This is a genomic window from Streptomyces sp. A0592 (assembly GCF_004795115.1).
Taxonomy (GTDB): Bacteria; Actinomycetota; Actinomycetes; order Streptomycetales; family Streptomycetaceae; genus Streptomyces; species Streptomyces erythrochromogenes.
In genome coordinates this window covers 86,519-102,806 of the sequence record NZ_SSBM01000017.1, presented here as the reverse complement: position 1 = coordinate 102,806, position 16,288 = coordinate 86,519, and the positions used below count along the sequence as shown (strand labels likewise).

Genomic DNA, 16,288 nt, shown 5'->3' with positions numbered 1-16,288 from the left:
GTGCCGCGGATGCGGCTGGACGAGCTGCTGGAAGAGCTCCAGGTGCGCATCGACGCCGTACGCGGTACCCGCGACCGGGTGCACAGCCTCCTCGAAGCCGTGGTCTCGGTGGGGCGGGAGCTCGATCTCGCCCAGGTGCTCCGGCGGATCGTGGAGGCGGCCGCGCTGCTGGTGGACGCCGAGTACGGGGCGTTGGGCGTGATCGGCCCCGACGGCCGCACGCTCGCCCGGTTCCTGACCGTCGGACTCACCGATGAGGAGATCGCCGGGATCGGGCCGCTGCCGGCCGGCCACGGCCTGCTCGGGGAGGTCATCCACCACCCTGAGCCGCTGCGCCTCACGGACCTCGGCGCGCACTCCTCGTCATACGGCTTTCCGGCCCACCACCCGCCCATGCGCACGTTCCTGGGCGTGCCGATCCGGGTGCGCGACGAGGTGTTCGGCAACCTCTACCTCACGGACAAGCGGGGCGGGGTGGACTTCGACACCGAGGACGAGGCCGTGATCTCCACCCTGTCGGTGGCCGCGGGTGTCGCGATCGACAACGCACGGCTCTACGAGGGCTCGCAGCGCCAGCAGCGCTGGCTCAGGGCCAATGCGGAGATCACCGAGAGCCTGCTGTCCGGGAGTTCGCGGCCGGCGGTGCTGGAGCTCATCGCCCGCCCGCGCCCAGGAGATCACCGGGGCGCGGCTCGCGGACGTCGCCATGCCGGTGGCCGGAGTCGACGGCCTGGTCGTGGAGTTCGCGGCCGGCGCGGAGGCATCCGCGCGGCAGGGCCTCGTCGTGCCCTTCGCCGGTACGCTCTCGGGAGCCGCGCACCGGGCCGGAACGCCGGTCTCCGCCGGGCCTGCCGCGCAGGACGGGCGCTACCCGGCCGAGGCCCAGGTCCGGGAGCGGGACGGTCTGGGGCCGGCCGTGGCGGTCCCGCTGGGTACGGCCGGCGGGGAGAGCCGAGGCGTCCTGCTGCTCGCGCGCGCAGCGGGGGAACCCGCATTCGGCGAGGGCGAGCTGGAGCCGCTGGTCGCCTTCGCGGGTCAGGCGGCGCTGGCCCTGGAGTTGGCGGAGCGGCGCCGGGACGCCGAGCAGATAGCGCTGCTGGAAGAGCGCGACCGGATCGCCCGCGACCTGCACGACCTGGCCATTCAGCGGCTCTTCGCCACCGGGATGACCTTGCAGAGCGCCGCCCGGCTCGTGGAGCACGAAGGAGCCGCCGAGCGGGTCGGCCGGGCGGTCGACGACCTGGACGAGACCATCAGGATCATCCGATCGACGATCTTCGGGCTGCGCACCAGGGACCGTGAGAACGGCCCCGGCCTGCGGGCACGGGCGGCCCGCGCGGTCGGTGAGGCGGCCACCACGCTGGGCCGTCCGCCGCGTCTGAGCATGGAGGGACTGCTCGACACCGACGTACCGGTGCGGATCGCCGACCACGTCATGGCGGTCCTGGGTGAACTCCTCAGCAATGCCGCCCGCCACGCCCGGGCGACCCGGGTCGGGGTGAGCCTCAGGGCGGCGGGCGGCGAAGTCGTGCTGACCGTCTCGGACAACGGCAGGGGCATTCCGGTCCAGGGGCGCAGGAGCGGTCTGCGCAACCTCGACGAGCGGGCGCGGGAGGTGGGCGGCTCGTTCACCGTCGGGAGCCCGCCGGAGGGTGGCAGCAGGCTCGTGTGGCGGGCGCCGCTGCCCGGCGGCGGCTGAGCCGGGGGCTCGTGCCGGTTTCAGGCCTGCGGTTGCGAGCCGTCGGTGTCAGCCCTGCGGTGCGGGGTGGGACGACTCCGCCTCCGCCTCCAGCCGGAATCCGGTGACGAGGTCCGGGCGGATCCGCAACGCGCCGGTCGTCGGCGGTCCGACCCAGGGGCGCAGCAGGTCCGCGTACCGGCCGGCGTCGTCGGCATCGGCCACCGGGCGGGCGTAGCCGGTGACGACGACGCTCCAGCCGAGGTGCGTGTCGGGGTCGATGACGTCCGCTTCGTAGGCCACGACCACCCCGGGGGCCTCGGCCGGGGCCGCCAGGGAGCCCAGGGCTCCGCCTTCGTGGATCCGGACGACGATGTCCTCGCCGTCGACGAAGTGGTTCACCGGACGGACGGCGGGCAGCGCGTGCCGGGTGAAGACGATGCGTCCCAGCGACACCGTCGCGAGGAGCTCCAGGGCCTCGGCCCGGTCCAGTTCCCGCATGTGCCGTGGGGCTGCGGACCGGGACGGCTGCGCGATCACGAGACGACGAACCGCAGGGCGCGGTCGGCGGCGAGCACCCGCATGGACTTGATCACCTGGGGCGGCACGTCGCACAGGAGCAGCCGGGTTCCCGCCGCACGGGCGTGGCGGTCGAGGCGGGTGAAGAGGTCTATGCCCGCGCTGTCGCAGAAGGAGAGGCCGCGCAGGTCCAGGATCAGGTTCCGGTGGCCGGACCCGGCGAGTTCGCGCAGGCGCGGCCCCACGTGCTCCACCGTGAAGAAGTCGAGCTCCCCGGCCAGGGCGATTCTCAGGCCCCGGTCGTCCCGGGCCACGGTCTTCAGGTCGATCAGGGCGGTCCTCATGGCGTCCTCCGCGCTGCGTGCGGCTCCGTGGAGTCGCGCGGTTCCCCGTGTGCCCTCAGTCCATACCGTGCCGCGGGCCACCGGGAGGGCCCGGCAGGCCCTCCGGACAGGGCCGAAGGTCCCTCCCCGGGGGACCGGCCGGTATCTGCCGTGGGAACGGCAGCGCCGATGAGGGCCGATCGGCCCTGTCCGTTCGACCGTACGGGAGGCAGGATGCCGGTGTTCGTGCGTCCGGGCACGGACCCAGGCCAAGGAGTTGTGTCATGACCGGCAGCGGTGTCCCCTCCCCCGCGACGAGCGCGGGCGGCGCAACCGAGTCCATCAGCGTCTTCCTGCTCGACGACCACGAGGTCGTACGCCGAGGGGTGCACGACCTGCTGGACGCCGAACCCGACCTGGCCGTGGTCGGTGAAGCGGGCACGGCGGAACAGGCCCTGGTCCGCATCCCCGCGCTGCGCCCCCAGGTCGCGATCCTCGACGTACGGCTCCAGGACGGCGACGGGGTGAGCGTGTGCCGTGAGCTGCGCTCCCGCATGCCCGAACTGGCCTGCCTGATGCTGACGTCGTTCGACGACGAGGAGGCGCTGCTGGACGCCGTGATGGCCGGGGCCTCCGGCTACGTCCTGAAGCAGATCACCGGTACCGACCTGGTGACCGCGGTACGGACGGTGGCCGCCGGCCAGTCGATGCTCGACCCCGGGGCCACGGCGCGGCTGATGGCCCGCCTGCGCGGCGAAACGCCGAAAGAGGAGCAGGTCCCCGGGCTTCCCGGCTTCACGGACCGGGAGAAGGAGATCCTCCTGATGGTCAGCGAGGGTCTCACCAACCGGGAGATCGGCAAGCGGCTGTTCCTCGCGGAGAAGACCGTCAAGAACAACATCTCGCGGCTCTTCGTCAAGCTCGGTGTGGAGCGACGCGTCCAGGCCGCGGTCATCGCCAGTCACGCGCTGACGCCGCCCGGACAGCACCCGGTACCCACTCCCGGGTAGGACGGACGGAGGAGGGCCGTCCGCGGAGGTTCAGCAGTGCGGGACGACGGCCACGGGGCAGGCCGCGTGGTGCAGGACGGCATGGGCCACGGACCCGATGCGCGAGCCCAGCACCGCATCGCGGACGCGCCGGCCGACGACGAGCAGCCCGGCGTCCGACGTCGCGGACAGCAGCGCGTGGCCGGCGCTCCCCTGCACGACGTGCGCAACGACCTCCACCTCGGGGTACCTTGACCGCCACGGCTGCAGGGCCTGCTCCAGCGCGCCCTTCTCGTACGGCTGCAGCCCGCCGATCCGGTCGGCGATCCACAGCGAGCCGGGGCTGCGGCCGTGGACCGGCGGCAGGCTCCAGGCCCGGACCACGCGGAGCGCAGCCCTGCGCGCCGCGGCTTCCTCGAAGGCAAAGCGCAGTACCCCGGCGGACTCCTCCACTCCGCCCTGCTGGCCGACGACCACCTCTCCCCCGTCGGCCGCGGACACGGGCCTGCACCGCCCGGCGCGGACGGAGACGACGGGGCACTCGGCGGCGGCGATCAGCTGCTGCCCGTACGAGCCGAGCAGGAAGCCGGCGAGGGCGCCGTACCCGCGGGAGCCGAGCACCAGCATCTCCGCCTCCTTCGCGGCGCGCAGCAGGGCCGGTACGGGGACGTCGGGCACCACTTCCGCGGTGAGCCCGAGCCGCGGGTGGCGGCGGGTGAGCTCGGCCTCGGTCTCCTCCAGGACCTCCCGGGCCCGGCGCGCCTCGACCGCGCGGGCCTCGACCGCGCGGTCCTGGACGACCGGGACGGCGAGCGGCTGCCACCGCCAGGCGTGGACCACGTGCACGTGCAGGTTGCGGCGCTCGGCCTCCCGCGCGGCCCAGTCGGCCGCGGCCCTGCTCTCCGCGGAGCCGTCCACTCCGACGACGAGGGTGCGCTTCACAGGTCTGTCCTCCGTACTGACGCGCGATGCGTCGGGGTCGCCGGCAGGGATGGGTGGCGCCGGCCGGGGGAAGGACCGGTCGCCACCGGCATTCACCTTCCCCGGGCCGGGCAGCCGCGGAAAGGGGCCGACCGGCCCTCCCAGAGGGACGGTCCTCCCCTGCCGGCCGCCCCGCGCAGGGGCGCAGGGTGTCGGCATCACCTCCGTCGGCGGACGTCCCGGGCCGGCGGGTGGGCTCGGCCACCTCCTGAGACAATTCGGGTGGAAGCAGGTACGGCGTCACGCGGAGCAGGCGGCGAACATGTCCGACGTACCGGGTGCCTTCGTGGAGGCTCCCATCAAGGTTTTCCTCCTCGACGACCACGAGGTGGTGCGGCGGGGGCTGCGGGACCTGCTCGACGCCGAGGCCGACATCACCGTGGTGGGCGAGGCGGGCACGGCGGACCAGGCCCTGGCCCGGGGGCCGGCGCGCCGCCCGGACGTCGCCGTCCTCGACGTCCGGCTGCCCGACGGCGACGGGATCGCGGTCTGCCGCGAGCTGCGCTCCCGCATGCCGGAACTGGCCTGCCTGATGCTGACGTCGTTCGACGACGAGGACGCCTTGCTGGACGCGATCATGGCGGGGGCGGCCGGGTACGTGCTGAAGCAGATCAAGGGGACCGACCTGGTCTCCGCGGTGCGTACGGTCGCCGGTGGGCAGTCCATGCTCGACCCGGCAACGACCGCCCGCCTGATGCGTTCCCTCCGCGCCCCCGAAGCGGCCGAGGAGCCCGAGGACACCCGCCTCGCCGCCCTCTCCGAGCGGGAGCGGGCCGTACTCGAACTGATCGACCACGGCCTCACCAACCGCCGGATCGCGAAGCGGCTCTACCTCTCCGAGAAGACCGTCAAGAACCACATCTCGCGGCTGCTGGCAAAGCTGGGAGTCGAACGTCGGGTCCAGGCAGCCGTCGTCGCCGCGCAGGTCCACGCCCAGAGGCGCGACGGCGAAGCCGCGCCGGGACACCGACCTGCCGGTCCGGAGCCGACCCGGACGTGAACCAGGAGGCCTCTTCCGATGAACTCCACCTCTTCCATCCGCTTCAACGCGGCACTGCCGGCCGACTGTCGTACCCGCCTCATGGAGATGGCCGGTGAGGTCAACTTCGACGAGGGGGCGCACCTCTTCCGGGAGGGCGGTCGCGCCGACCGGTTCTGGATCGTCCGTTCGGGCACGGTGACCCTGGACGTCCACGTGCCGGGCCGGCGTGCAGCCGTCATCGAGAGGCTCGGCGCCGGCGAGCTGGTCGGCTGTTCGTGGCTGTTCGCCCCGTACACCTGGCGCCTGGGCGCAGAAGCCATGACACCGGTCCGGGCCCACGAGTTCGACGCCGAGCGCGTCCGCGAGCTGATGGAGGCCGACACCGCGTTCGGCGCGGCCCTCGGCCACTGGGTCGGACAGGTACTCGCCCATCGGCTGCAGGCCGCTCGGGTCCGCCTGCTCGACCTGTACGCACCGTACGGCAGCGGCAGCTACCTGTGAGGGGGTGGCGACGGGCGGTCAGCTCGGCGGTGGGGTGAGCGGCACTGACCACTCCAGGCGGGTGCCGGCCCCGCCCGCCTCCCGCGGGGTGACCTCCATGCGGCCACCGAGCCTTTCGGCACGCTCGGCGAGATTGCGCAGTCCGCTGCGCCGGCCGCCCTCGGGCACGCCGACGCCGTTGTCCGTCACGGTGACGGTCAGGACGCCGTCCTCCGCGACGACCGAGGCTTCCGCACATGTGGCCCGGGCGTGCCGGGCGACGTTGGCCAGGGCCTCGCCGAGTACCGCGAGGACCTCGTCGGCGACGGCGGGCGGCACGTCGGTGTCGATCAGCCCCTCCATCCGCAGGGCGGGCGGGAACCCGAGGCTCTCGGCGGCCTCGTCCACGGCCCGCACGGTGCGGGAGCGCAGCGCGGGCACCGCTGTGGGGGTCTGCCGGTCACGCAGCCCGAAGATCGTGGACCGGATGATCTTGATGGTGGCATCGAGGTCGTCCACGGCACGGGCGAGGCGTTCGGACGCCTCGGGGTGGTCGACGAACCGCTGGGCGCTCTGCAGGGTCATACCGGTGGCGAAGAGCCGCTGGATGGCAAGGTCGTGCAGGTCGCGGGCGATGCGGTCGCGGTCTTCGAGCAGGCTCAGCTGTTCGGCGTCGCGGCGCCGGTCGGCCAGTTCGAGCGCGAGGGCGGCCTGATCGGCGAATCCCGGCAGGGAGGCGACTTCGGCCGTGGTGAAGGCCGGGCGGCCGTGGCGCCGGGCCAGGATCAGAATGCCGCTGAGCCTTTCCCTGGTTCCGAGGGTGACGCCCACGGCCGGGCCGAAGCCCGTCCACCGCTCCGGCTGTACGGTGACGCGCCGGTCGGTCGACACGTCGGCGACCGTGATCAGGCCTGCTCCTGCCAGGGCGGCCTCGGCCAGGGTGCCGCGCGTGCTCGGCAGGACGATGCCGCGGTGCGCCTCGGCCCCGTGCCCCAGGGCGATCGAGCCGCGCAGCTCCCCGGCGGGGCCGACGAGGTAGATGACGCCCAGGTCGGCGCTGGTGATTTCCTCGGCCTGCTCCAGCATGACCGCGAGGACGTCGTCCTCGGGGGCGCCGGAGAGGAGGGCGCTGGTGATGTCCGAGCTCGCTTCCAGCCAGCGCTCGCGCAGGCGGACCTCTTCGAACAGGCGGGCGTTCTCGATGGCGATGCCCGCGGCGACCGCGAGCGTGGACAGGACGGCCTCGTCCTCGGCGTCGAAGTCGGCCCCGCCGCGCTTCTCGGTGAGGTAGAGGTTGCCGAAGACGTCCTCGCGCACGCGGATGGGGACGCCGAGGAAGGAGTGCATCGGGGGGTGGTGGGGCGGGAAACCGTACGAGGCGGGGTGCTCGGCCAGCTCGGACAGCCGCAGGGGTTCCGGGTGGCGGATCAGTTCGCCGAGGATGCCGTGGCCGGAGGGCAGGTCGCCGATCCGGGCACGGAGATCGTCCGTGATGCCGACGGGCAGGAACTCGGCCAGTTTGCGGTCGTCGCCGATGACGCCCAGGGCGCCGTATTCGGCGTCCACGAGGACGACGGCGGCCTCGACGATGCCGTTCAGGACCTGGGGCAGGTCGAGCTCGCGGCCGACCGACATGACGGCCTCGAGGAGCCCGTTCAGCCGGTCCCGGGTGCCCCTGACCTCCTCGATGCGCACCTGGAGTTCGTCGAGGAGCTCGTCCAGCCGCAGCCGCGGCGTACCACCGGTGGCGGGCCGGCCGTCCGCGCTCATGTCCCACCTCCGGCCGGCGGAAGGGTGGAGGGCCACATCACTCCACGGTAGTGCCGGCACAGGCCCTGAGCCCGCCGACCCGGAGCCTCACGTGCTGCCGAAGTCGCTGCCGGTCCGGGGGATGAGGAGGACGGGGCAGTGCGCGTGGTGCAGGAGGCTGTGCGTGGCCCGGCCCAGGCTGCGGGTGATGCCGAGGGCTCCCGGGGCCCGGCGGCCGCCCATGACGAGCAGGTCGGCGTGGCGGGACGCCTCGACCAGGACGCCGGCCACGGAGATGCTCTTCTCGGCGTCGGCCCGCACTTCGAGACCGGGGAACTCCTCGCACACCGCGTCCGTGACCGCCCTCAGGGCCTCCGCGTGCGCACCCGCGATCGCGTCGACGCCGTCGAGCATGCCGACCACCTCGCCGACGGACTCCAGCACGTTCCACACGTGCAGGAGCCGGAGGGATCCCTTGCGCAGTTCGGCCTCGCGCGCGGCGTACCGGGCGTACGGCAGGTCGTGCCCGTCACGGACGGCGGCGAGGACGGTGCCGGTCTCCTCCACCCCTTCGGTGCCGCGGACGACGATGACGGGAGTCGTGGCGGCGGCCGCGACGTCCAGGCCGACCGAGCCGAGCATGAGGGACTTGAATCCGCCCCGGCCCCGGTTGCCGACCACGACGGTGCCGTGCAGGGCGCCGGCCCGTCGCAGGCTGCTGACGGCGTCCGCCGGGCTGTACTCGGTGCTCACGCGCAGACCGGGATACTCGTCCGTCACGGCCTTCGCCGTGTCGTCGAGGAGCCGGCGGCCGTTGGCGCGGACCTGTTCGAGGGTCTCCGTCGGCACATACAGGGCCCGGCCGTCGGTGTCGGCGCCGTGGACGATGTGCAGGGGTCGGGCCCGGCGTACGGCCTCCCCGGCCGCCCACATGGCCGCCGTACGGGCGGGGTCCGAGCCGTCGACGCCCACGACCACCGTGCTGGTGTCCGGGGTGCTGAAGGTGCTTTCCACGATTCCTCCCGACCGAGAACCCGATGAGGACACCCCTCACGCTGGCATCGGCGGAGCCGCCTGCGGAGGGCCGCCCGGGGCTCCGATCGGGACCAAAGGTCCCGTCGTGCGGGCACGGTCCTCCGCCGTCCGGCCCTGATGGCCCCTACGGCCCCCGGTGGGGACCGTTCGGCCCTCGTCCACCGGCGCGTGCGGGCGGATGGTGGGGGACACCCCGACTCGGACGCACGTTCCCCGCGTGGCACGAAGGAGCAGGAGGACGTCATGAAGCACATCAAGGTGGCGGATCTGATGACCGACGAGGTCGTCTCGGTGGCCCCGGAGACCGCCTTCAAGGATGTCGCCAAGCTCCTCGCCCAGTACGGCGTCTCCGGACTGCCCGTCCTCGACGACGAAGACCGCGTCGTGGGTGTCGTCTCGCAGACGGACCTGCTGGCCCGCATGGCACCGGCCTCGCATCCGTTTCAGGAGGACGACGCACCGGCAGAGCCGCCCACGGCCCGCGACGCCATGTCCGCCCCCGCGGTCACCGTCCGCGCCGACGAGACGGCCGGTGACGCGGCCCGGCTGATGACCCGCCGGGGCATCGAGCGGCTGCCCGTCGTGGACGAGGAGGACCGGCTGGTCGGCATCGTCACCCGCAGGGACCTGCTGCGCCTGTTCGTGCGCCCCGACTCCGAGATACGCCGGCGGGTCGCCGACGAGGTCCTCGCGGAGGTATTGGACGTACCGCCCGGCGACATCGACGTCCACGTGGTGGACGGCATCGTCACGCTGGAAGGCAGCATCGAGTGCCGCAGCCGGCTCCCGGTGCTCCTGCGCCTCGTCGAACAGCTCGACGGGGTCGTCGCCGTGGCGTCCCACGTCACGGCCCGGACCGACGACACGCCGACCGCTCGCACCGGACGCGTCCGCCACACGCCGATGTGGTGACGCCGGTGCCGGACCCGGAAGAGCGGACCCTACGAGCACGCACACCCACGGGACTGCGCCATGACCACAGCACCCCTCGACCCCGACAGCGTCGCCCGGCTCGTCGGCGACGCCGTGACCGCCCCTTCCATGCACAACGCCCAGCCGTGGAAGTTCGTATTCCGCCGGGCTGACGACGTCATGGAGCTGCACGGCGACGCGCAACGTGCCATGCCCCGCACGGATCCGCATCACCGGGCTCTGCACCTCGGTTGCGCAGCGGCCCTGTTCAACCTGCGGGTCTCCACCGCCAGGCACGGGCTGGGGGGCGCGCGTGCACCTGCTGCCCGACGCGTCGCAGCCGTGGCTGCTGGCAGCGGCGACGATCGGCGAACCGTCGGCCGAGGACCAGGAGCCGGCCGCCCTGCGCACTTCTCTGCGGCGCCGGCACACGAGCCGCTTCCCGTTCAGCGGCGAACCGGTCCCGGACGCTCTCCTGGACGGCCTGAGGAGCGCCGCCCGCTGGGAGGGCTGCCGGCTGACGGTCCCGGGCGGCTGGCACCTTGAGACCGTGCTCGGGCTGGTCCGCGACGCCGAACACCGGGAGGACATCGACCCGCTCGTCCGGGCGGAGACCTCCGCTTGGGCCTCCCCCGCGCACGCCTCGTCCGGTGCACGCCGCGACGGCGTTCCCGCCGACGCGTTCGGCCCGCGCAGCTCACGAGGCTCCTCCCCCGTACGGGACTTCGGCCGGGACACTCCCGCGTCGGACCGCGGCCGGGCCGTGTTCGAGCAGCGGCCCCAGCTCGCCCTGCTCGGTACCCCGACGGATACGCGGGTCGACCGGATGCGGGCCGGTCAGGCACTGGAGCGCGTCCTCCTCCAGGCCACCGCCGACGGCCGGAACTGCGTTGGACGGCTCGCGACCCGCTCGATGCCATGGGCCACGTCCAGATGGTCCTGCGCCTGGGCTACGGCCCCCAGGGGCCCGAAACACCGCGTCGCCCCGTCGCCGACGTCCTGGAGATCCGGGGATGACACCACCCCAACAGTTCAGGGTTCCCTGAATTCACGATTCAATGTACTGTCGAAGCGTGCTGAACACCGCCGAAGACATCGAGGTCCTGGCGCGCTTCGGGCGCGCGCTGGCCGATCCGATCCGCTGCCGCCTGCTCCTCGAGATCCGTGAGGCCCCGGCGCACCCTTCCGACCTCGCCGACAGGCTGGGCATCTCCCGCACCCGGCTGTCCAACCACCTCGCCTGCCTGCGCGACTGCGGCCTCGTGGTCGCCGTCCCCGAAGGCCGCCGGACCCGCTACGAGCTGGCCGACGCGCGCCTCGGGCACGCCCTCGACGACCTCCGCTCCGCGGTCGTCACCGTCGCCGCCGACCGGACCTGCGCCGAGGCGGACGACAAGGGGTGCTGCTGATGGCCACCCTGGTGCTGGGCCCGTCGCCCGCCCGGCGCGATGTGCTGACCCGCCGCATACGCATCCTCGTGGCCGCCACCATCACGTACAACGCCGTCGAGGCGGCCGTCGCCCTCACGGCGGGCGCTCTGGCCTCCTCGACCGCGCTGATCGGATTCGGCCTCGACTCGATCATCGAGGTCTCCTCCGCCGCGGCGGTCGCCTGGCAGTTCTCCGCCAAGGACCACGCCCTGCGGGAGGCACGTGAGCACAGGGCACTGAGGATCATCGCCATCTCCTTCTTCGCCCTCGCCGCCTACGTCGCCGTCGACGCGGCACGGTCCCTGACCGGCTCGGGCGGGGCGTCGCCCTCCGCGCCGGGCATCGTCCTGGCCGCCCTGTCGCTCGCGGTGATGCCGTTCCTGTCCGCCGCCCAGCGCCGGGCCGGGCGGGAGCTGGGCTCCGCGTCGGCCGTGGCCGACTCCCGGCAGACCCTCCTGTGCACCTACCTGTCCGCCGCCGTCCTCGCCGGCCTCGCCCTCAACGCCACCTTCGGCTGGACCTGGGCGGACCCGATCGCCGCGCTCGTGATCGCCGCCATCGCCGTCAAGGAAGGCCGCCACGCGTGGCGGGGCAAGGGCTGCTGCGTACCCCGGCGGCCCGCCGACGCGTGCCGCACCACCGGCACCACCGGGAAGAAGCAGGAGAAGCAGTGAACAACTGGGCTTGGACTGCAATGGCGTTGTTCGCCGCCTGGGCGGTGACGGCGTTCGGCATTCGAGCCGTCCTGCAGCGGCGCCGCACCGGAGACAGCGGCTTCCGGGGCATCTCGGGCCGGCCCGCATCCGCCGCGTGGTGGGCCGGCGTCCTGTTCACCCTCTCCCTCCTGGGCGGAGCCGCGGCTCCCGCCGCCGCACTGGCGGGAATGCCCACGCTGCCCGGCGCGGGTGACGGTACGGCCCTTCGTTGGACGGGATTGGCCGCGGCCCTGGCGGGAATGGCGGCCACGCTGCTCGCGCAGAGCGGGATGGGCGACTCCTGGCGCGTCGGCGTGGACGCCGCCGAGCGCACGGAACTCGTGACCTCCGGACTCTTCGCGTACGTCCGCAACCCGGTCTTCACCACAATGACCGTGACCGCCGCGGGGCTCGCCCTGATGGTGCCGAACGCCCTCGCAGTCCTCGCGTGCCTCGTGCTCGTCCTCGCCATCCAGCTCCAGGTCCGTGTGGTGGAGGAGCCGTACCTGATGCGGGTGCACGGTCCCGCCTACGCCGACTACGCCGCGCGGGCGGGCCGGTTCCTCCCCGGCGTCGGCCGACGCGCCTGCGCCGCCGGGGCCTGATCGGGAGCCAGATCCCGGGCTCCGACACGCACGACTCGTGCCCGTGGCGTCCCGGGCTTCGGGCTCACCGCTGCCAGGCTGGCCACGGGACCGGCCGGCGCCACAGACCAGGAGGAACAGCACCATGGGACACGGCCACAGACACGGCTCCCCGCCCGGGGACGACGGTGGCGACGGGCACGCCCACGGCCCGCGGATCGGCAGCGCCGGCGAACGCCACCAGAAGCCGCTGGCCATCGCCTTCTCCATCACCGCGGCGTACGCCCTGGTGGAGGTCGTGGCCGGCGTCATCACCGGCTCCCTGGCCCTGATCAGCGACGCGGCCGGCATCGGGCCGGCGCACGTACGGCACCTACCGTCTCGAGGTGCTGGCCGCGATCATCAACGGCCTCCTGCTGTTCGGGGTGGCCTTCTACGTCCTCTACGAGGCCGTGCAACGCTTCCGCGACCCGTCCGAGGTCCCCGGACTCCCCGTACTGGTCGTCGCCGTCATCGGCCTCGTCATCAACCTCATCTCCTTCCGCCTGCTCACCGCCGGCGCCAAGGAGAGCCTCAACGTCAAGGGCGCCTACTTCGAAGTCCTCGCCGACATGCTCGGTTCCGTCGGCGTGATCATCGGAGCACTCGTCATCTGGACGACCGGCTTCGAGTACGCCGACCCGATCATCGGCGCCGCCATCGGCCTGTTCATCCTGCCGCGCACCTGGAAGCTGATGCGCCAGGCCCTGCGGATCATCATGGAAGTGGCACCACCCGACATCGACGTCGAGGCGGCGGAACGGGACCTCGCCGCCGTCCCGGGCGTCCAGCAGGTGCACGACCTGCACATCTGGACCATCACCAGTGGCATGGAAGCGGCATCGGCCCACGTGATGATCAAGGACGGCGCCGACTGGCACGCCGTCCTCGACCAGAGCCGCCGGATCCTGGCCGAGCGGTACGGCGTCACGCACCCCACGATCCAGGTGGAGCCCGCCGACCACTCGGAGGAGCCGGCCGGATTCTGACCGGCGGTCGACCGGCCGCCGGACGCGGACCTCTCAGACCAGCACGTTCTTGTAGAAGATGCTGGAGCGCCGGTCGCCCTCCAGGCCGGTGGCGAAGCCGAGGAAGAGGCGGCTCTCGCCGGCATCGGTGCGGTAGACAGCCAGACCTTCGGGCTCACGGTGGTGCAGGGTGGAGCCGGCCTTGGTGAGGACGGGGCCCTGCTTCACCGTGCCCGTGTTGATGTCGATGCTGGTGATGTAGGTGTTGCCGTCGCCGACCGGAACGCCGGGCTTCGGGTAGGCGTCACCCGTCAGGTAGTACATGTACGAGCCGTAGAGGGCGTAGCCCTGCGCGGTTCCGGGGATCGCCGGCTGCTCGAAGTCGACGAGCGGCGCACCGAAGTTGCGCGCCTGGAAAGCGGAGAGGGGGTACACGGCGATGCGCTTGCCGGCGTCGGTCTGGTAGCGCACGATCATGCGCTGGTGGACCGGGTCGACGGAACAGGTGTACTCGGTGGCTCCGGCGATCGGCTGGTAGGCGGCTGACGCGGCCGGAGAGCCCAGGGTGGTGTTCGCCGTGTAGGGAATGGGAGCGAGCGCGGTGCCGAACCCCTTGGTGTTCGTGGCGCACTCGATCCACAGCTCGGTGCCGGAACCGTCCGGCAGGGCGGCGAAGGCGACGCCGTGGCCGAATCCGTTGAGGTGCATGTACGAGATGTAGTTCCCGTCGAAGTCCATCTTGTTGATGCACAGGTCGCCGTCGGCCTCCGTGCTGCCGCTCCGCTTGGTCGCGACGAACAGGAACTTGTTGACCCAGTCGAAGGCGAAGCTCTGCTGGACCCGAGCACCGTGCGTGTCCTTGGAGCGGAACAGATCGTGCGACGGCTGTGTGAGATCGAACCGCTTCGTGGTGGCCACGGTGGCGGCGGAGGCGGTCTGCGCGCCGATGCCGAGCCCGAGCGCGGCGAACGAGGCACCGGCACCGGCGCGTATGAGGCTGCGGCGGGAAAGGGGGAAGCCTGAAGGGTGGTTCATGGGGGGACTCCAGAGCGGTGGTGCGGGAGGCAGGACCAGTCGATGCTACTGGTCGCGGCGTTGGCGCAACGATCCAGCTGGCACTGGGCAGTTGGACTCGGACGCCCGCGGTCTCCTGCTGCCCGGTCACACCTCTCGCCGCCCGCCACGGCCCCCGGCCCCGGCGCGGCACCTGCCGTCTGCGCGAGGACTGCGAGCGGCCGCAGTCGACTGCGGGGCCCCTGCGGCAGGCGCGCAGGGCGGCAGGGAAGCGGCTCGTGCGCACCTGTCCGTGGGACACTGGAGTGCCAACGGACTCCCGGCGCTCTTCTTTCCGGAGGCGGTATGGCGGTCACCCTGCTCACCGTCGCGTTCATCGTGGCCGCCCTGGTCATCAGGACCGCGGTCGCGGAACTCCGCGCCCCCGGGAGCGCGCGCCGGCAGTGGGCCTTCCTGACCGACCGGCGCGCATGGGCCATCGGAGCCGGCACGGCCCTCGTGCTCGGCGCCTTCGGATGGGCCACGGCCGGTCCCACCGCCGCGCTCTGGGCCGCACTCGCAGGCCTCCTCGTCGCCTCACTCACCGGTACCGGGGAGAAGGACGACTGAGTCCGTGAGCCACGTCACGTCCGGTTCCTGTCAGCAATCGGGGCGGCGTCCCGTTCAAGGGGCACGCGAACGAGACAGGAGCAACGCCATGAAGCACCGCATCGTCGTACTCGGCGCCGGATACGCCGGGGCCTTCGCCGCCGGGAGCCTGGCCCGCAGGCTCTCCTCCGCCGACGTCGAGATCACCGTCGTCAACGCCGTGCCCGACTTCGTCGAGCGGATGCGGCTGCACCAGCTCGCGACCGGCCAGGACTTCGCGGTGCGCGGGCTCGCCGATGTGTTCGCCGGCACCGGGGTCCGGCTGTGCCTGGCCCGGGTCACCGGTGTCGATCCCGTGTGCAGGACGGTCGCCGTGAGCGGGGACGACGGCGACCGCGAGCTCGCCTACGACACCCTCCTGTACGCGCTCGGCAGTTCCGCAGCCCGCCACGCCGTGCCGGGCGTCGCCGAGTACGCCTTCGACGTGGCCGGCCTGTCGTCGGCGCTGCGGCTGCGCGACCGCCTGGCCCGACTCGGCGAGGGCGGCACCGTGCTGGTCGTCGGGGAGGGACTGACCGGCATCGAAACCGCCACCGAGCTCGCCGAGTCCCGACCCGACCTCTCGGTCGCGCTCGCCGCCCGCGGCGAGCTGGGCGCCTGGCTCTCCCCGAAGGCGCGCCTGCACCTGCGCCGGGCCTTCGACCGGCTCGGGGTCACCGTCCACGAACACACCGGCATCGAAGCCGTCGAACCGACGCGGGCGATCGCCGCCGACGGTGCGGCCGTTCCCGCCGATGTGACCGTGTGGTCCGCCGGGTTCGCGGTGCACCCCATCGCCGCCGCCGGCGGCCTGGCGGTCTCCGGAACCGGACAGATCGTCGTCGACCGCACCATGCGCTCGGTCTCGCACCCGGAGGTGTACGCCGCCGGTGACTGCGCCTACGCGATCGGCGACAACGGCCGGCCGCTGCCGATGTCCTGCGCCTCGGCCGGCTTCACCACCATGCAGGCGACCGCCGCGATCATCGCGCGGCTCACGGGCGCCGAGGTCCCGACCGTCGGCCTGAAGTACTACGGCAACCACATCAGCCTGGGGCGGCGGGACGCGATCTTCCAGATGGTGGACGGGGACGTCCGGTCCAAGCCCTGGTACCTGGGCGGCCGGACCGCCGCCCGGCTCAAGGCGGGCGTGCTCAAGGGGGCCGGTTTCGGCATCGCCCACCCGACCTACGGCATGCCGAAGCGCAAGCACCGCCTGGCTGCCGCGGCCGGCACTCCCGACCGGATCGGCACGCGGGCCGCCGTCTAGGACGTCTCGACAC

General features: G+C 72.9%; 16 protein-coding genes and 2 pseudogenes. 12 read left to right on the top strand and 6 right to left on the bottom strand.

The features are described from left to right. The first annotated feature begins 9 nt into the window (after positions 1-9). Positions 10-1,699: pseudogene (locus E6U81_RS23635) on the top strand (GAF domain-containing sensor histidine kinase). Between the two features lie 48 nt (positions 1,700-1,747). On the opposite strand, the gene E6U81_RS23630 reads toward E6U81_RS23635, so the two are convergent. Continuing rightward, entirely contained in the window at positions 1,748-2,179 is a 432-nt protein-coding gene (locus E6U81_RS23630) for a pyridoxamine 5'-phosphate oxidase family protein (protein WP_136232086.1), read from the bottom strand. 35 nt (positions 2,180-2,214) lie between these two features. Beyond that, positions 2,215-2,541, bottom strand: a complete 327-nt coding sequence (locus tag E6U81_RS23625) for an STAS domain-containing protein (RefSeq protein ID WP_136232085.1) — start codon at positions 2,539-2,541, stop codon at positions 2,215-2,217. A 263-nt stretch (positions 2,542-2,804) separates the two neighbouring features. Here E6U81_RS23625 and E6U81_RS23620 point away from each other — a divergent pair, with 263 nt between their 5' ends. Next, on the top strand, positions 2,805-3,530 hold the full coding sequence (locus E6U81_RS23620) for a response regulator transcription factor (RefSeq protein ID WP_206310006.1): 726 nt from the start codon (positions 2,805-2,807) through the stop codon (positions 3,528-3,530). A 30-nt stretch (positions 3,531-3,560) separates the two neighbouring features. Here E6U81_RS23620 and E6U81_RS23615 read toward each other — a convergent pair whose 3' ends face one another. After that, positions 3,561-4,451: a universal stress protein gene (locus E6U81_RS23615; RefSeq protein ID WP_136232084.1), complete on the bottom strand. Its 891-nt coding sequence runs from the start codon at positions 4,449-4,451 to the stop codon at positions 3,561-3,563. Positions 4,452-4,752: 301 nt separating this feature from the next. On the opposite strand from E6U81_RS23615, the gene E6U81_RS23610 reads away from it, so the two are divergent. Together E6U81_RS23610 and E6U81_RS23605 are read left to right on the top strand one after the other, a co-directional pair. Then, on the top strand, positions 4,753-5,490 hold the full coding sequence (locus E6U81_RS23610; RefSeq protein ID WP_136232083.1) for a response regulator transcription factor: 738 nt from the start codon (positions 4,753-4,755) through the stop codon (positions 5,488-5,490). An 18-nt stretch (positions 5,491-5,508) separates the two neighbouring features. Beyond that, the gene (locus E6U81_RS23605; protein WP_136232082.1) at positions 5,509-5,973 is read left to right on the top strand and encodes a cyclic nucleotide-binding domain-containing protein; all 465 of its coding nucleotides are present in this window, start codon (positions 5,509-5,511) and stop codon (positions 5,971-5,973) included. An 18-nt stretch (positions 5,974-5,991) separates the two neighbouring features. On the opposite strand, the gene E6U81_RS23600 is transcribed toward E6U81_RS23605, so the two are convergent. Together E6U81_RS23600 and E6U81_RS23595 are read right to left on the bottom strand one after the other, a co-directional pair. Continuing rightward, a complete protein-coding gene (locus E6U81_RS23600) occupies positions 5,992-7,722 on the bottom strand; it encodes a GAF domain-containing protein (protein WP_136232081.1) in 1,731 nt (576 codons plus the stop codon). An 87-nt stretch (positions 7,723-7,809) separates the two neighbouring features. After that, a complete protein-coding gene (locus E6U81_RS23595) occupies positions 7,810-8,715 on the bottom strand; it encodes a universal stress protein (RefSeq protein WP_136232080.1) in 906 nt (301 codons plus the stop codon). 264 nt (positions 8,716-8,979) lie between these two features. On the opposite strand from E6U81_RS23595, the gene E6U81_RS23590 reads away from it, so the two are divergent. The 6 genes and pseudogenes from E6U81_RS23590 to E6U81_RS23565 all read left to right on the top strand — a co-directional run bounded on the left by E6U81_RS23590 (position 8,980) and on the right by E6U81_RS23565 (position 13,385). Further along, positions 8,980-9,648: a CBS domain-containing protein gene (locus E6U81_RS23590; RefSeq protein ID WP_136232079.1), complete on the top strand. Its 669-nt coding sequence runs from the start codon at positions 8,980-8,982 to the stop codon at positions 9,646-9,648. Between the two features lie 60 nt (positions 9,649-9,708). Then, a pseudogene (locus E6U81_RS23585) lies at positions 9,709-10,665 on the top strand (nitroreductase). A 56-nt stretch (positions 10,666-10,721) separates the two neighbouring features. Next, complete coding sequence (locus E6U81_RS23580; protein ID WP_136232078.1) at positions 10,722-11,057, top strand: metalloregulator ArsR/SmtB family transcription factor; 336 nt, start codon at positions 10,722-10,724, stop codon at positions 11,055-11,057. Then, positions 11,057-11,752, top strand: coding sequence for a cation transporter (locus E6U81_RS23575; RefSeq protein ID WP_136232077.1), 696 nt, complete (start codon positions 11,057-11,059; stop codon positions 11,750-11,752). Before E6U81_RS23580 ends, E6U81_RS23575 begins: the two co-directional genes overlap by 1 nt. After that, positions 11,749-12,378 (top strand): isoprenylcysteine carboxylmethyltransferase family protein, encoded by a 630-nt coding sequence (locus E6U81_RS23570; protein ID WP_136232076.1) that lies wholly within the window; start codon positions 11,749-11,751, stop codon positions 12,376-12,378. The genes E6U81_RS23575 and E6U81_RS23570 overlap by 4 nt, the downstream gene beginning before the upstream one ends. A gap of 365 nt (positions 12,379-12,743) precedes the next feature. Beyond that, positions 12,744-13,385, top strand: a complete 642-nt coding sequence (locus E6U81_RS23565) for a cation diffusion facilitator family transporter (protein WP_240803977.1) — start codon at positions 12,744-12,746, stop codon at positions 13,383-13,385. Positions 13,386-13,418: 33 nt separating this feature from the next. On the opposite strand, the gene E6U81_RS23560 is transcribed toward E6U81_RS23565, so the two are convergent. Then, a complete protein-coding gene (locus E6U81_RS23560; RefSeq protein ID WP_136232075.1) occupies positions 13,419-14,399 on the bottom strand; it encodes a teichoic acid biosynthesis protein C in 981 nt (326 codons plus the stop codon). A 324-nt stretch (positions 14,400-14,723) separates the two neighbouring features. Between E6U81_RS23560 and E6U81_RS23555 the strand changes: the two genes are divergently transcribed. Further along, positions 14,724-14,987 (top strand): hypothetical protein, encoded by a 264-nt coding sequence (locus tag E6U81_RS23555; RefSeq protein ID WP_136232074.1) that lies wholly within the window; start codon positions 14,724-14,726, stop codon positions 14,985-14,987. Positions 14,988-15,075: 88 nt separating this feature from the next. Next, the gene (locus E6U81_RS23550) at positions 15,076-16,275 is read left to right on the top strand and encodes an FAD-dependent oxidoreductase (protein WP_136232073.1); all 1,200 of its coding nucleotides are present in this window, start codon (positions 15,076-15,078) and stop codon (positions 16,273-16,275) included. Positions 16,276-16,288 lie beyond the last annotated feature (13 nt).

Excerpts from the sequence above, each read along its gene's own strand:
- E6U81_RS23630 (WP_136232086.1), bottom strand. The coding sequence starts at position 2,179 with ATGCGGGAACTGGACCGGGCCGAGGCCCTGGAGCTCCTCGCGACGGTG.
- E6U81_RS23625 (WP_136232085.1), bottom strand. The coding sequence starts at position 2,541 with ATGAGGACCGCCCTGATCGACCTGAAGACCGTGGCCCGGGACGACCGG.
- E6U81_RS23620 (WP_206310006.1), top strand. The coding sequence starts at position 2,805 with ATGACCGGCAGCGGTGTCCCCTCCCCCGCGACGAGCGCGGGCGGCGCA.
- E6U81_RS23610 (WP_136232083.1), top strand. The coding sequence starts at position 4,753 with ATGTCCGACGTACCGGGTGCCTTCGTGGAGGCTCCCATCAAGGTTTTC.
- E6U81_RS23605 (WP_136232082.1), top strand. The coding sequence starts at position 5,509 with ATGAACTCCACCTCTTCCATCCGCTTCAACGCGGCACTGCCGGCCGAC.
- E6U81_RS23600 (WP_136232081.1), bottom strand. The coding sequence starts at position 7,722 with ATGAGCGCGGACGGCCGGCCCGCCACCGGTGGTACGCCGCGGCTGCGG.
- E6U81_RS23590 (WP_136232079.1), top strand. The coding sequence starts at position 8,980 with ATGAAGCACATCAAGGTGGCGGATCTGATGACCGACGAGGTCGTCTCG.
- E6U81_RS23575 (WP_136232077.1), top strand. The coding sequence starts at position 11,057 with ATGGCCACCCTGGTGCTGGGCCCGTCGCCCGCCCGGCGCGATGTGCTG.
- E6U81_RS23560 (WP_136232075.1), bottom strand. The coding sequence starts at position 14,399 with ATGAACCACCCTTCAGGCTTCCCCCTTTCCCGCCGCAGCCTCATACGC.
- E6U81_RS23555 (WP_136232074.1), top strand. The coding sequence starts at position 14,724 with ATGGCGGTCACCCTGCTCACCGTCGCGTTCATCGTGGCCGCCCTGGTC.
- E6U81_RS23550 (WP_136232073.1), top strand. The coding sequence starts at position 15,076 with ATGAAGCACCGCATCGTCGTACTCGGCGCCGGATACGCCGGGGCCTTC.